Raw genomic sequence first — 13291 nt, 5'->3', positions numbered from 1 at the left:
CGGCTACTTGCTAGCCGTGTTATTCTTGGTTTTGCTGGCGGCGGGCTTTTCCGGTGCTGCTGCCGAGGGGGCCTCAGTGGTGCGCTTGGCAATCCATTCCCGTATAGTATCCAACGCCTTAGGCGAGAAGTTGGGCTGCTGCTGTCCGTTTACCAAGGGCCAATCCTGTGGGTCGGGTTGAAACAGGTGGTTGACGCCAGCGAGCTTTTTTACCGTTACGTCGCGGCTATTTTTCAAACCCTTTTGCAAGAGGGGCAGGTTGGTAGCCGCGCCTACTTGTAGGTCGTCGGTGCCGTTGAGGGCCAGCACAGGGCAGCGCACATCGGGTAAGGAGCGGAGCGGGTCGAAATCGAGGAAGTAGCGCGACCAAGGCGACGTGAGCTGAATAGCGCGGGCACGAGCCATGGTTGGGTCGATGTTGGTATTGCTGAGGCGCAACGTGCCGGCTACCTTGCCGCGGGCCTGATTGTCGTTGGGCGTTTGCCGGATAATCGTGACCATGCGCTCGTACAGCTCAATGGCTGCCTTCACCTGCGTTTGGTCGGCTCCGATGAGGCGCATAATCTCCAGTTGCTGATGCAATAGTACCTCGTGGCCCGACTGTCCGTAGCCAGCCAGCGCTACCACAAAAGCTGGGGGTTGTGGCTGTGCGGCGGCCAGTAACGATACGTTGGCCCCTTCGCCGTGCCCAATAAGACCAATTTCGCGGTGGTTGATGAGCTTGTGGGCTCGTAGATACTGCATAGCGGCTTGCGCGTCGGTCACCAAGTCGGCGGTGGTGGTCGTGAAGTAGCGTCCCCCCGACTGGCCTACCCCTCGGTCGTCGAAGCGCAGTACAGCTACGCCGCGCCGGGTGAGGTAGTCGGCTAACATGCCAAACATACGGTAGTCCTGCACTGCTGCGTCGCGCTCCTGCGGGCCACTGTCCGACACCAGCACTACGGCCGGGAAAGGCCCCGGCCCGGCGGGCACCGTGAGCGTACCGCTCAAACTTACGGTAGCGGCTGCGTTGCTGAACTTAATGTTTTCTTCGCGGTAGGGCGGGGTCAGGCGGGTGAGGGCGGCCGCTGAGGCCGTGGGCATGGCGCGGCGCTCCAGCGTGAGCGGCGCCGTGAGGCCAGGCTGTTTCCAGGTTCCTTTTAGTACCCGGCCGCCTTCCAGCACCTGCCCGGTAAAGCTGCTGCCCGCCTGATCAATTTTCAGGGTGATGTCGCTACCCTTCAGCTCTACCTCTACCGGCATGCGGCTGATTTTCTGCTTAGGTACGTCCAAGGCGGCGTAGTAGGAGCCGTTGGAGAGCGGAACCAGTGTAATCAGCAAATCCAGGGAGCCGCCGGGTACGGTGAGGGGGCCTTGCCATTGGCCATTTAGAGGAGCATCGGCCGCGCGCAAAGCATACGGCAGAAAAAGGAGCAAAAGAAAGGCGAGACGTATAACTCTGGGCATAAAGTGAAAATCAAATACCGATTTGCAGCGGTATGAGCATATTCTTTGTGAAAAAGTGATAAATGCCAGAATCTTGCCAACGTCCTGTTGCACATTGAAAGCATACAGCACAACCCGGTGAGACCAGTGTGAGGAGCTACCAGGGAGCTTGTTTGCTCGATATAGTTTCTGGGCCATTGTCACCTTATCTGGCCACATCTGTGTATGTTGGCCGCAGTATTCACTTTCTGTTCTCTTTTGTTTGCCGCACTCTATGCCGCTTCCCACCCGTTCCTGTTGTTTGTTGTTAGGGCTTTTCTTGTTTTTGCCTATTGTGGTGTGGGCGCAGGCGCCGCGCCGTGCCGAGCCGCTCAACTTTGGGCAGTGGGTCGGCGAAATCAAAACATTTGCCCGTCAGGATAGTCTGCAAAAGCCGCCCGCGGCGCCCATCGTTTTCACAGGTAGCTCGTCGGTACGTAAGTGGGAGACGCTGAAGCACGATTTTGCAAGCTACCCGGTGCTCAACCGGGGCTTCGGCGGCTCGCGCTTTCCCGATGCAGTGCACTACTTCGATCAGCTTGTGCTGAAATACAAGCCAAAACAAGTGGTGCTGTATGAGGGCGACAACGACATCAACGCCGGTAATACGGTGGATGAAGTGTATCAAGCCTTTCTGGCCTTCGAGAGCCGCATGCGCCGCGACCTGCCCGGCGTGGAATTGGTGTACTTGGCTATTAAACCGAGTCCGTCGCGATGGAAGCTTTACCCGCAGATGCAGCAGGCTAATGCTAAGATTAAAGCCTACATCGACCGCCATCCGCAGCACCTGCGCTATGTGGATTTCGGTCCCGCAATGCTCGGCAAAAACGGCCGCCCGCGCCCGGAGCTATACGTGTCCGACAGCCTACACATGACGCCCGCCGGCTACGCCATCTGGACCAAGCAGCTAAAGCCCTACCTGAAAAAGTAGCGGTCTGTTGATTGAACGGCCGCGCCGCCTACCCCTGCCAGAAGACAGCAGCACTACGGCGTTCCGTGCAATTCGTGCTATCAGCAAAAGCCCCCGCACTGTATCGGTGCGGGGGCTTTTGTTGATAGCACGGCTCGTTACTTTGTGCGAGACAGAATCCAACTGCTAATGGCCTGCATGGCCGTCGGCGAGAAGGTTTCCTCAATGCGGCTGTACTCATCTATGGCACCGGTAGAGGCGGTCTGAAACATATGGTTGAGGCCAGGCAACTCGCGCGTGGTCACATCGCGGTTGCCACTACTTTTCAGGGTTTTTTCGATGGCGGGCAGGTTGGTGCTGGAAATCACCTGCATGTCCTTGGCGCCGCCTAGGGCCAGCACGGGGCATTTCACATTGCGCAGCGTTTGGCCAGGGTTGTCGCCTAGCAGAGCGCGGAAAGCGGGGGTGGTCATGGCGGCGGCTTGGCCGGCGGCGGCGGCGCGGAGCTGGTTCATTTGCTCGGCGGGTAGGGAAATATCGGGCATCAGCACGGCTATCATCTGCTGCTGCGCCTGCTGAGCATCGGCCACGCGCTGGCTAATAGCAATAAGAGCACGCTGGCGCTGCTCTACGCCGGCCAGGATTTTGGGGTCTTTGGTTTTGAGGCGGGCGTTGGCCAGCGCCTGCTGCACCACCGTTTCGCTACCCGGCACACCGGCCATACCTAGCAACACCAAAAACGCCGGGGGCTGGGCCTGAGTGGCCGTGCGCACACCAGCAGTGCCACCTTCGCTGTGCCCAATCAGGCCTACCTTCTTGGCATTGATATCGGGGCGACTGCGCAGGAACGCCATGGCAGCCTCGGCGTCCTGGGTGTAGTCGGTGAGGGTGGCGGTGGCGGCGTTGCCTGTCGATTTGCCCACGCCCCGGTCATCAAAGCGCAGCACGGCAATGCCTTGCTGGGTCAGATAATCGGCCAGCACCAGAAAAGGCTTGTGGCCGAACACGGCCTCGTCGCGGTCCTGGGGGCCGGAGCCAGTGAGCAGCACAGCCGCCGGAAACGGCCCCTTGCCGGGCGGCAGGGTAAGCGTGCCGGCCAGCGTTACGCCAGCGCTTTTATTGGTGAAACGCACTTCCTCGGCCTGATACGAAAATGGCGCCTGCGGCTCTTGCGGCCGGCCAGCCTTGCCGCTACGCCTGGCGGCGGGCGCGGCAGCCGTGGCCGCCGCAGTAGTAGACGTGTGCTGGAAGGTGAGGGGTAGCTTGGCGTTGTTCTGGCGCCAGAAGCCGCGCAGTGTGCTTCCATCGGAGGCCACCTGACCGGCAAAGCGCGCCCGAATGGCCGACACCGTGAGCAGCAGACTGTCGCCTTTGGTTTCTACCCGGTCCACGGCAATGTTGCGTGCGTTTTGGGTAGGGATGTCGAGGGTGGCCGTGCGGCGGCCGCTTTGGTCCTGCACGTTTAGTTGCAGTTGCAGGGTAGCGCCGGTGGGAATACGCAGGTTGCCACTCCATTGACCGGAAAGGTTGGCCGTAGGCCGCTGCCCAAAAGCCGTGGATGCGCCAAGCAGGGCAACCAATAAACTACCAAAAGAAGAAAAACGCATACCAGTGGAAAGGGCCCCGCAGGGTGTTCAGAAACGAAAGGAATAAGAAAAAGAGCCTGCCCGAAAGGTGGCCGGGTCACGCGTCATTAGCCCAACTATAACAGCCAAACTTCCCAAAATAGCGCCCACAAAGGCCAAAAAGTTACGTCGCCGCGTGTCGCGGCGCTGCGTTTAGGTAGGCAAGAGCGGCTGCTCTGTGTGCTGTCAGAACTGATTTCCAACGGTCTTACCCTAGTAAATACCCTGCCAAACCCTATGAAAAAGATTGCTTTAGAAGAACACTTTCTTGCCCCGGCCTTTGTCGAGCCGTTCAAACAACACATGCGCGACCTACCTCCGGAAGCCATGCAGAATATTCTGACGCGCTTGCAGGATTTCGGCGAGCAGCGCTTGGCCGCGATGGATGCGGCCGGTATCGAGCGGTCGTTTTTGTCGCTCACCAGTCCCGGCGTGCAGACCGAGCCCGACACCGCCCGCGCCGTGCGTCTGGCCCGCGAGACCAACGATTTTCTGGCCGAAAAAATTGGGTTGCACCCTACCCGTTTTGGCGGACTGGCCCACCTGGCCCTGCAAGACCCCACCGCTGCCGCCGACGAATTGGAGCGGTGCGTGCGCCAGTTGGGTTTCCGAGGCGCCATGATTAACAGCCACACCAACGGCCACTACCTCGACGAAGACCAGTATACCCCGTTCTGGGAGCGGGTGCAGGACTTGGGCGTGCCCGTGTACCTACACCCCGCCAACTCCTACCAGAAACTACAGCTCTACGAAGGCCACCCCGAGTTGCTGGGTGCCACCTAGAGCTGGACCGTAGAAACGGCCACGCATGCCCTGCGGCTGGTGTTTGGCGGTGTGTTCGAGCGCTTCCCGAAGGCTCAATTGATCCTAGGCCACATGGGCGAAACGCTGCCCTACCTGCTCTGGCGCCTCGACAGCCGCGCCCGCCTCGCCGGCCTACCCCCAGGCCTCACCAGGCTGCCGTCAGAATACATCAAGTCCAACATCGTCGTAACCACCACCGGCGTGTGCGCCGATGAATCGTTGCAGTGCGCCCTGGCCGCTCTGGGCGACGACAACGTGCTGTTCTCAGTGGATTATCCGTTCGAAGAATCCGAAACGGCCAGCCGCTGGATAGAGCAGGCGCCGCTAAGCGACAAGGTGCGGGCGAAAGTCTGCCACCAAAACGCCGAGCGGGTGTTCTATGAGGGTATAGTTGTGAGGGGATAGTTGTTAGTTGGCAGGAAAAGCCGCCTGTCATCCTGAGCGGAGCGAAGGACCTTATGACGCGAGAACGAATCGTTGTTACGGTAGTCGTTCTGACGTGACAAGGTCCTTCGCTCCGCTCAGGATGACAGGCGGCTTTTCCTGCCAACTAACAACTATTCCCTCACAACCTTAAACTACCCTTCCTACCACCGCAAACAGCGGGTCGGACTGATACTCGTTGGGGCTGCGGTCCAACAGCTCTAGTTGGTGCCAACCGCCCGCGGCTTGCAGGTATTGGGCTACCAGCTGCAGGTGGCCGTGGTCGTCGAGGGCGTGCCAGGCGGCTATGGCTTTGCTGGGGAAGCAGCGGTTGGAAAACGTAATGACCAGCGGCGCTTCGGGGCGCAGCACGCGGGCCAGTTCGCGCAGCACCTCCACCGGCTGCGTGAGGTAGTCGATGGATACGCAGATACCGGCTCCGTCGAACTCGTTGTCGGCGAAGGGGAGGGTAGGGGCGTGGTTGAGGTCCTGCACCACGTAGCTGCTCAGGCGCGGGTTGGCGCGCAGCTCCTGCTCGTTCATGCCCAGCCCTACCACGCGCCCGTACGCTACGTCCTCGGGCAGGTGGCTAATCCAGCTGCTCATCAAATCCAGCACTGCGCCACCAGCCGGCAGATACTCGCGGTACAGCTGCGTAACGGCCGCAATGGCGCCCGCGTCGATATGCGTCACGAAGCGCGGGAAGTGGTAGAAGTTGGCGTCCGGCGTTTCGTCCTGGCGGCGGAAGGCGTTGGGAGGAAAGGGGTTGTCTTCAGGCATGGATAGGAGACGGTTTTCCTACTCAACGGGGCGTGTGCGGGAGGGTTTTAGGTGGTAGTATTTACGCTACCTTTGATGTAAGCGTACGGTAAACACCCCGCCAACACGGTAGTCTGTAAAAGACGAAACCCCGACTGTTGGCGCAGCCGGGGTTTCAAGAAGCGGGTGAAGACACACCCAATCTTCTTAACCATGAGAAAGGTGCGTATGAAGGCGAAACCAGCTAGCAAGGCTGAATGGTTTCGCATCTCCCTAGAATTGTTTAAGGCGGCACTAGGGGGAACAGTTCGAGCTGTGGTTAGCCACTGGCTCGGGCATCCGTAGGATAACGGCAGTCAGCGTTCCGGCGCTGGCTGCCGTTTGTGGTTCTGATACAAAGATATTGGTTTTTCGGTAGTACGTGTCAAGCGCAAAGTAGGATTCGTCGTTGGGAAGGCACCACGCTTGCTGAGAAAACAGGTAGAATGAGTGGAGTGCCGTGGTCGGTAACGAACGTGTAGCCTTGCGGACTATTTTGCAGCGGGTAGGGTGAAGGGCTTGATGAACTTAATGCCATCCGGGATACCTTGCTGGGGATTCTCTAAATAATTGGCAATGCGCTTCTTGTCGGCCGCCATCTGCCAGATTCTTTTCCTCAATTGATTTGCGCTGTCGTTATCATAGTGTTAGCCCTTGCAGCCAGATATATCGAAAAGTCGCTTGAGTTGTAACGCGTAGGGTAGGGCGCGAGTTCTGTTGAAGAATAAATGGTCGTCTGTAAAAAGACGAAACCCCGATTGTTGGCGCAATCGGGGTTTCAAAAAATGCAGGAAGACATACCTAATCTTTTTGATCGTGAGAAAGGTGCGAACGGGCGCATTGCAAATCCAACACTCCGAACAACCTGATTAGAAATCCTGCCGAACTGGTTTGTTCTGTTTATAATTGCTGCCAACGTGCTGAGCTAGACGGCGGGTGAGGGCGTTGGCCTAACATTTAAGTGTCGTTATAGCCTGTTTCCTATTGAAGGAAATGTATTACTCTCTTTACACGATTCTTATAACCTGTTTGATGATTCAAACTGTGTAAGTCTTTTCGTACTTTATTAATCACTACAGTTTCAAATCGCTTTCTCCTGATTTTATTCTCCCTGATTCTTAATTTTCCACGAACATAAGGTATACTCTGTCCATTTGAATATTCTAAATAGTAGAATCTTATGTATGTTTTATTTTTTGCATGTTTCTTATTGGGTCCATCTTGGTAGATCATTACATGATATATTGCTTTTTCAAGAGTATCGTAGTAGTTAATATGATATTTCGCTACAGTCATTAAAGTGTCCTTGGATAAAATTGTTCTACCGTCGATTGAAGCTGTAGGCGATATCAGGTGTTTTTCTTCAACTTTAATTTTTCTAAAAGCTTCCACTGTTTCGTCGAATGTCATATTTGATTTGTATACAAAATCATTCTCAAAGACGACATACCATGCTGTATTTGCAGAAAACCAAGATGCATATATTATGAGTAATACCTTGATAGCTGTTATCATTCGTGATTTATTGAATTGGCTATAACGAGTGCTGGGTTTATATTAGTGACGGCAACAGCGGTTAGTTAACTGAATATAATATAAAATATATATTGAAAAATTACTGTCCAGTGTATGTTCATTAAGCCACTATAATGCAAAATTGAATGTTAGGCATAATTAATTTTTAAACTTCCAAAATTTAGTCGCACCGTCCTCGGATGTAATAGTCAAGGTATCCTTTGATAAACTGACCAATCCAGTAAATGCACGGTCAGGATAATAAATTTTTATACTGTCACCAATAATGAAATATTTGTAAGTAGCAAACTGATCTATATAATAGATGCTATCTTTTCTTATGTCAAAAGTGGCATTCTCGCTGTTTCCGTCTTTCCAGATACCTAAAATGGTAGTTGAGTCACTTTTCTCTACTATGTTGTGCCGTCTGCTAATTGCATTTTTAATCTCTTTTGTAGTATCTGTCGGTTGTAAAATATCCTGAACAGGTGTTGTATTCTGTTCAGTGTTACATGATGTTATAATAATTAATAAAATAGGTAAAAGTCTCAAAGTCATTGTTTTGATCTACACCTAACATCTATATTGCCGCTACTTTGTGTAGCATCAACTAGTGCTTAATATGCAAGATAGTAGCGCAAAGCATATTAATAGCAGCATGATTGGCGCTACTCGATAGGTAGTCAGCAGTTGCGTACCTCGTACCTTCGTAAACTCCCTACCCCCGCCGGAAACCAAACCCCCGGTGCTGGCTGTTTACCGCTCTATGGCCCAAGACTCCTTGCAAGTAGCCGCCCCCGCGGCCGACCCCATCGACCAACTCGACCCGCGCGACTTTATTCTGATCAAGAATGCGCGGGTGCACAACCTCAAGAATCTCAGCGTGGCGCTGCCGCGCAACAAGTTTATCGTCGTCACGGGCCTGTCGGGCTCGGGCAAGTCGTCGTTGGCGTTTGATACCTTGTATGCCGAGGGGCAGCGCATGTACGTAGAGAGCCTGAGCAGCTACGCTCGCCAGTTTCTGGGCCGTATGGACAAGCCCGACGTAGATTATATCCGCGGTATCTCGCCGGCCATTGCCATCGAGCAGAAGGTCAGCATCAAGAACAACCGCTCCACGGTGGGCACCAGCACCGAGGTGTACGACTACCTCAAGCTGCTCTTTGCCAGGGTAGGGCGCACATACTCGCCCGTGAGCGGCGAACAGGTGCGCAAAGACACGGTGGCCGACGTGGTGGACTACCTCTTCACCCTACCCGACGGCACCCGCATGATGCTGCTGGCTCCGCTGCTACCCTCGGAGGAGGGTAGGCTCATGAGCAAGGAGCTGGATTTGCTGCTGCAAAAAGGCTACTCGCGGGTGGTGGTGAAGGGCGAAACCGAGTTCATCGAAGACCTTATTGGCGAGGGTAAGCCCGAGGTGCAGGGCGACGTGTACATTATGATTGACCGCGCCGTCATTCGGCCCGGCGACGAGGATTTGCAGTTCCGTCTGTCCGACTCGGTGCAGACGGCCTTCTTTGAAGGCCATGGCGCGTGCATTGTGCAGCTCGACAACGAGCGGCGTACGTTTTCCGATAAATTCGAGCTGGACGGTATTACGTTCGAGGAGCCGAACGTCAATTTCTTCTCCTTTAACAATCCGTACGGCGCGTGCAAAACTTGTGAAGGTTTCGGCTCGGTGCTGGGTATCGATGAAGACTTGGTAATTCCGGATAAGTCGCTGACGGTGTATGAGGGGGCCATTGCGCCCTGGCGCACCGACAAGCAGAGCGAGTGGCTGAAGCCCCTGCTGAAAAACGGTATCCGCTTCGATTTCCCTATCCACCGGCCCTATAATGAGCTGACGGAGGCCGAAAAGCAGTTGCTCTGGAAGGGCAACAAGTACTTCGACGGCCTCGACAAGTACTTTAAATGGGTGTCGGAGCAGACGCACAAAATCCAGTACCGCGTGCTGCAAAGTCGCTACCGGGGCCGCACCACCTGCCCCGACTGCCGCGGCACGCGCCTGCGCCACGATGCCCAGTACGTCAAAATCGACGGCCGGAGCATCACCGATTTGGTGCTGCTGCCCATTTCGGAGGCGGTAGAGTTTTTTAACAACCTGAGCCTGACCGAGCACGAAGCTAAAGTAGCCGAGCGCCTCGTGACGGAAGTGACCAACCGCCTCAGTTACCTGAACAGGGTAGGGCTGGGCTACCTCACGCTCAATCGCCTCAGCAGCACGCTGTCGGGTGGGGAGAGCCAGCGCATTTCGCTGGCTACCTCGCTGGGCTCGGCGCTGGTGGGCTCTATGTATATTCTGGATGAGCCCAGCATCGGCCTGCACCCCAAAGATGCCGAGCAACTGATTGGTGTGCTGCGCTCCTTGCAGCAGCTTGGCAACACGGTGGTGGTAGTGGAGCACGAAGACAAGATGATGGAGCAGGCTGATCAGATCATCGACATTGGCCCCGAGGCCGGCTCGGGCGGCGGTAAGCTGATGTTTCAGGGCACGTACGCAGAGATTTTGGAGAACGACACCACCTACACCGGGCGCTACCTCAGCGGTCAGATGGCAGTGCCGGTGCCCAAAACCCGGCGGCCCTGGCGCAACGCGCTGGAAGTGACCGGCGCCCGCGAAAACAACCTCAAAAACGTGTCGGTGAAGTTTCCGCTGAACGTGATGACGGTGGTAACGGGCGTGTCGGGCTCGGGCAAGTCTACCTTGGTGAAGCGCATTTTGGCGCCGGCCGTGCTCAAGCAGCTGGGCGGCGGCGCGGGCGAAGCCACTGGCAAGTTCGACCGTCTGATGGGCGTGCAGGGCCAGGTGACGCATGTGGAGTTTGTGGACCAGAACCCCATCGGCAAGTCGTCGCGCTCCAACCCGGTTACCTATGTGAAGGCCTACGACGCCATTCGCAGTCTGTTTGCCGATCAGCCGCTGAGCAAGGCGCGGGGCCTGAAACCGTCGCACTTCAGCTTCAACGTGGAAGGCGGGCGCTGTGAGGTGTGCCAGGGCGAAGGCCAGGTGAAGATTGAGATGCAGTTTATGGCTGATATCTACCTGACTTGTGAGGCCTGCAACGGCCACAAGTTCAAGCAGGACATTCTGGAAATCAAGTACAAGGAAAAAGGCATCGACGAAATCCTGGAAATGACGGTGGAGGACGCCGTAGAGTTCTTCGCCGACCAGCCCAAGATTGTGGAACGCCTGCGGCCCTTGCACGACGTGGGCCTGGGTTACATTCGCCTGGGGCAGTCGGCCAACACGCTTTCCGGCGGCGAGGCCCAGCGCGTGAAGCTGGCCTCGTTCCTGACCAAAGGTGCTACCCTCCAGCAAGATAAGATCTTATTCATCTTCGATGAGCCCAGCACCGGCCTGCACTTCCACGACATCAGCAAGCTGATGACGGCCCTAAATGCGCTGGTGGAACAAGGCAACTCGGTGCTCATCATCGAGCACAACATGGACATCATCAAGTGCGCCGATTGGATTATTGACCTCGGCCCTGAGGGCGGTACCAACGGTGGCCACCTACTTTTCGAGGGCACGCCCGAGGAAATGGTGAAGCTGAAAGATACCAACTCCACGGCCCGTTTCTTGGCCGAAAAGCTGTAGCAACTGGTACTACACGCACACCCTACCCGCCCCGAATGGACAACCATTCGGGGCGTTTGCGTATAGCCTCCATTGGCCTCTTGCCAACTACCTTAACCTGCACTCCCTATGATACCCGCCCACAAAAAGAAAGAGCTGATTGCCTTCATCGAAAAACTGGAGGACGAGAACGTCCTGACTCAGATTCAGGCGCTCTTGGTAAAAGCGAAAACCGATGCGCTGGCTTCCTCTACCACACCTGTAGCTGGTCAGCCCAAGCCGCAATTGCCCAAAGAATAAGCGCTTACTGATCCGGCGCCGATGAAGCCGGACTGCTATTTACCCGCACTTAGCATTGCTTTATGACTGCACTTTCTACCCCATTGCCCTCCTCTGAATCTGTGTTGCCGGGCCGCTTGTGGCGGTGGGTGGCGGCAGCCAGTATCATCGGCAATATTGCGTTGAACTACGTGTCGCAGGCTCACCCATTCAATGGGCAAACCAACGGCGCGGTATCCGGCAAGTATCCTACCCTACTCACGCCGGCCGGCTACGCGTTCAGCATCTGGGGGCTGATTTTTCTGAGTTTGCTGGTATATGCGGTGTGGCAGCTGCTACCCAGCCAGCGCCGCAATCCGTTGCCCGACGCCGTGGCCCTACCTCTCACGCTGGCTAATGTGCTCACGGGGCTGTGGTTGGTGGTGTTTGCGTACGAGCGGCTGGCGCTGAGCGCGTTGGTGATGCTGGGTATTCTGATTAGCCTGATCTTGGTGTACGGTAGGGCGCGAGCACTGGTGCTGGCCAACAAAAGCGCAATGCTCAGCAGTCTGCCCTTCGCGCTGTTTCTGGGGTGGATTTCAGTAGCTACCGTTATTAATGTTACGCTGGGCTTGTGGAGTTGGGGGTGGCACGGTGAGGAAAACGTACGCGTGCTACTCACGGCTTTGCTGCTGGCCGTAGTGGTAGCCCTAGGCTTGCTGGTGGCTTATGCGTTTCGGGAGGTAGCGTTTCCGTTGGTAGCGGTGTGGGCGCTGGTTGCCATTGGAGTAGCGCGGCAAAATGCCTATCCTGAGTTGATGTGGCTGGCCTGGGGCAGCGCGGTGGTAGTGACGGTGGGCGGCCTGTTGTTGTCGCGGCGGCGGTTGCAAACGGCGGCGGGGTTGTAGTTGTTTGTGCGTAGTTGTCAGGAGTTGGTATTGATGCATTCGAGGGCCGCAGACTAGCCAAGAAAGAGGTGGTGTAGAACTCCTAACTCGCAACGGGTAACTGGCAACTCATAACTTGCGGACGAATCTTCAACTCTACGCTCTTTCGCTATGCGCCAAAACATTGTTGCCGGCAACTGGAAAATGAACCTCACGCTCCAGGATGGCCTGGCCCTGGTTTCCGAAATCACCAACATGGTAGCCGACGAGGCCACCGGCTCATCGGTGCAGGTAGTAATCTGCCCGCCGTTTCCCTTCCTATATAGTGTGGGCAAGCAGCTACCTCAGGGTAGCAATTTCCACCTAGGCGCCCAAAATTGCTCCGACAAGGAAAGCGGCGCCTACACCGGCGAGGTGTCGGGCAAAATGCTGCAATCGGTGGGTGCCGAGTACGTGATTCTGGGCCACTCCGAGCGCCGCCAGTATTTCCGGGAAGACGATTTCCTGCTCTCCCAGAAGCTGAAAGCTGCCCTGGCCGCTGGCCTGAAGCCGATTTTCTGCATCGGCGAGTCTCTGGAAACCCGCGAGGCCGAAGAAACTTTCGACTTCATCAGCAAGCAGCTGAAAGACGGCCTGTTTCACCTGTCTAACGAGGAGTTTGCTCAGGTAGTCATTGCCTACGAGCCCATTTGGGCTATTGGCACCGGCAAAACCGCTACCAGCGCCCAGGCCCAGGAGGTACACGCCTTCATCCGTGAGCAGGTAGCCCGCGCCTACGACGCTGAAGCGGCCGACAACACTACCATTCTCTACGGCGGCTCAGCTAACGCTCAGAACGCCCGCGAGCTGTTTTCCCAGCCCGACGTAGACGGCGGCCTCATCGGCGGTGCGTCCCTCAAGTCCCGCGACTTCACGGAGATTATCAAGTCGTTTTAAAGGCTTATTGAACGTCATTCCGAGCTTGTCGAGGAATCTCGCGTGCTGACGAAAGATAGTATCTGGCATCAGCACGCGAGATTCCTCGACA

At 56.1% G+C, this 13291-nt stretch carries 11 protein-coding genes and 1 pseudogene; 6 read left to right on the top strand and 6 right to left on the bottom strand.

The window, feature by feature from the left end; translation table 11 throughout:
* Nucleotides 1-3: 3 nt before the first annotated feature.
* A complete protein-coding gene (locus H8B15_RS04350; RefSeq protein WP_187318450.1) occupies nt 4-1416 on the bottom strand; it encodes an alpha/beta hydrolase family protein in 1413 nt (470 codons plus the stop codon).
* A 283-nt stretch (nt 1417-1699) separates the two neighbouring features.
* Here H8B15_RS04350 and H8B15_RS04345 point away from each other — a divergent pair, with 283 nt between their 5' ends.
* A complete protein-coding gene (locus tag H8B15_RS04345) occupies nt 1700-2395 on the top strand; it encodes an SGNH/GDSL hydrolase family protein (protein ID WP_246455318.1) in 696 nt (231 codons plus the stop codon).
* Nucleotides 2396-2532: 137 nt separating this feature from the next.
* Here the strand turns inward: H8B15_RS04345 and H8B15_RS04340 are convergent, their stop codons facing one another.
* The gene (locus H8B15_RS04340; RefSeq protein ID WP_187318449.1) at nt 2533-3981 is read right to left on the bottom strand and encodes an alpha/beta hydrolase family protein; all 1449 of its coding nucleotides are present in this window, start codon (nt 3979-3981) and stop codon (nt 2533-2535) included.
* A 255-nt stretch (nt 3982-4236) separates the two neighbouring features.
* Between H8B15_RS04340 and H8B15_RS20955 the strand changes: the two are divergent.
* Nucleotides 4237-5208, top strand: a pseudogene (locus H8B15_RS20955) (amidohydrolase family protein).
* A gap of 168 nt (nt 5209-5376) precedes the next feature.
* Here the strand turns inward: H8B15_RS20955 and H8B15_RS04330 are convergent.
* From H8B15_RS04330 to H8B15_RS04320, 4 genes are all read right to left on the bottom strand, one after another.
* The gene (locus H8B15_RS04330; protein ID WP_187318448.1) at nt 5377-6006 is read right to left on the bottom strand and encodes a class I SAM-dependent methyltransferase; all 630 of its coding nucleotides are present in this window, start codon (nt 6004-6006) and stop codon (nt 5377-5379) included.
* Nucleotides 6007-6515: 509 nt separating this feature from the next.
* Entirely contained in the window at nt 6516-6644 is a 129-nt protein-coding gene (locus H8B15_RS21170) for a hypothetical protein (protein WP_281383875.1), read from the bottom strand.
* 361 nt (nt 6645-7005) lie between these two features.
* Nucleotides 7006-7434, bottom strand: coding sequence for a hypothetical protein (locus H8B15_RS04325; protein ID WP_187318447.1), 429 nt, complete (start codon nt 7432-7434; stop codon nt 7006-7008).
* A 264-nt stretch (nt 7435-7698) separates the two neighbouring features.
* The gene (locus tag H8B15_RS04320) at nt 7699-8097 is read right to left on the bottom strand and encodes a hypothetical protein (protein ID WP_187318446.1); all 399 of its coding nucleotides are present in this window, start codon (nt 8095-8097) and stop codon (nt 7699-7701) included.
* Nucleotides 8098-8305: 208 nt separating this feature from the next.
* Between H8B15_RS04320 and uvrA the strand changes: the two genes are divergently transcribed.
* The 4 genes from uvrA to tpiA all read left to right on the top strand — a co-directional run bounded on the left by uvrA (nt 8306) and on the right by tpiA (nt 13200).
* Nucleotides 8306-11140 carry an excinuclease ABC subunit UvrA gene (gene uvrA / locus H8B15_RS04315; protein ID WP_187318445.1) on the top strand — a complete coding sequence of 945 codons (2835 nt, stop codon included), beginning with the start codon at nt 8306-8308 and terminating at the stop codon, nt 11138-11140.
* A 108-nt stretch (nt 11141-11248) separates the two neighbouring features.
* Nucleotides 11249-11419 carry a hypothetical protein gene (locus H8B15_RS04310; protein WP_187318444.1) on the top strand — a complete coding sequence of 57 codons (171 nt, stop codon included), beginning with the start codon at nt 11249-11251 and terminating at the stop codon, nt 11417-11419.
* A gap of 62 nt (nt 11420-11481) precedes the next feature.
* Nucleotides 11482-12285: a tryptophan-rich sensory protein gene (locus H8B15_RS04305; protein WP_187318443.1), complete on the top strand. Its 804-nt coding sequence runs from the start codon at nt 11482-11484 to the stop codon at nt 12283-12285.
* 150 nt (nt 12286-12435) lie between these two features.
* A complete protein-coding gene (gene tpiA / locus H8B15_RS04300) occupies nt 12436-13200 on the top strand; it encodes a triose-phosphate isomerase (protein ID WP_187318442.1) in 765 nt (254 codons plus the stop codon).
* Nucleotides 13201-13291: the final 91 nt, after the last annotated feature.

The organism is Hymenobacter citatus (assembly GCF_014333615.1).
GTDB classification, from domain to species: domain Bacteria; phylum Bacteroidota; class Bacteroidia; order Cytophagales; family Hymenobacteraceae; genus Hymenobacter; species Hymenobacter citatus.
This window is presented reverse-complemented; position numbering and strand designations above follow the sequence as displayed.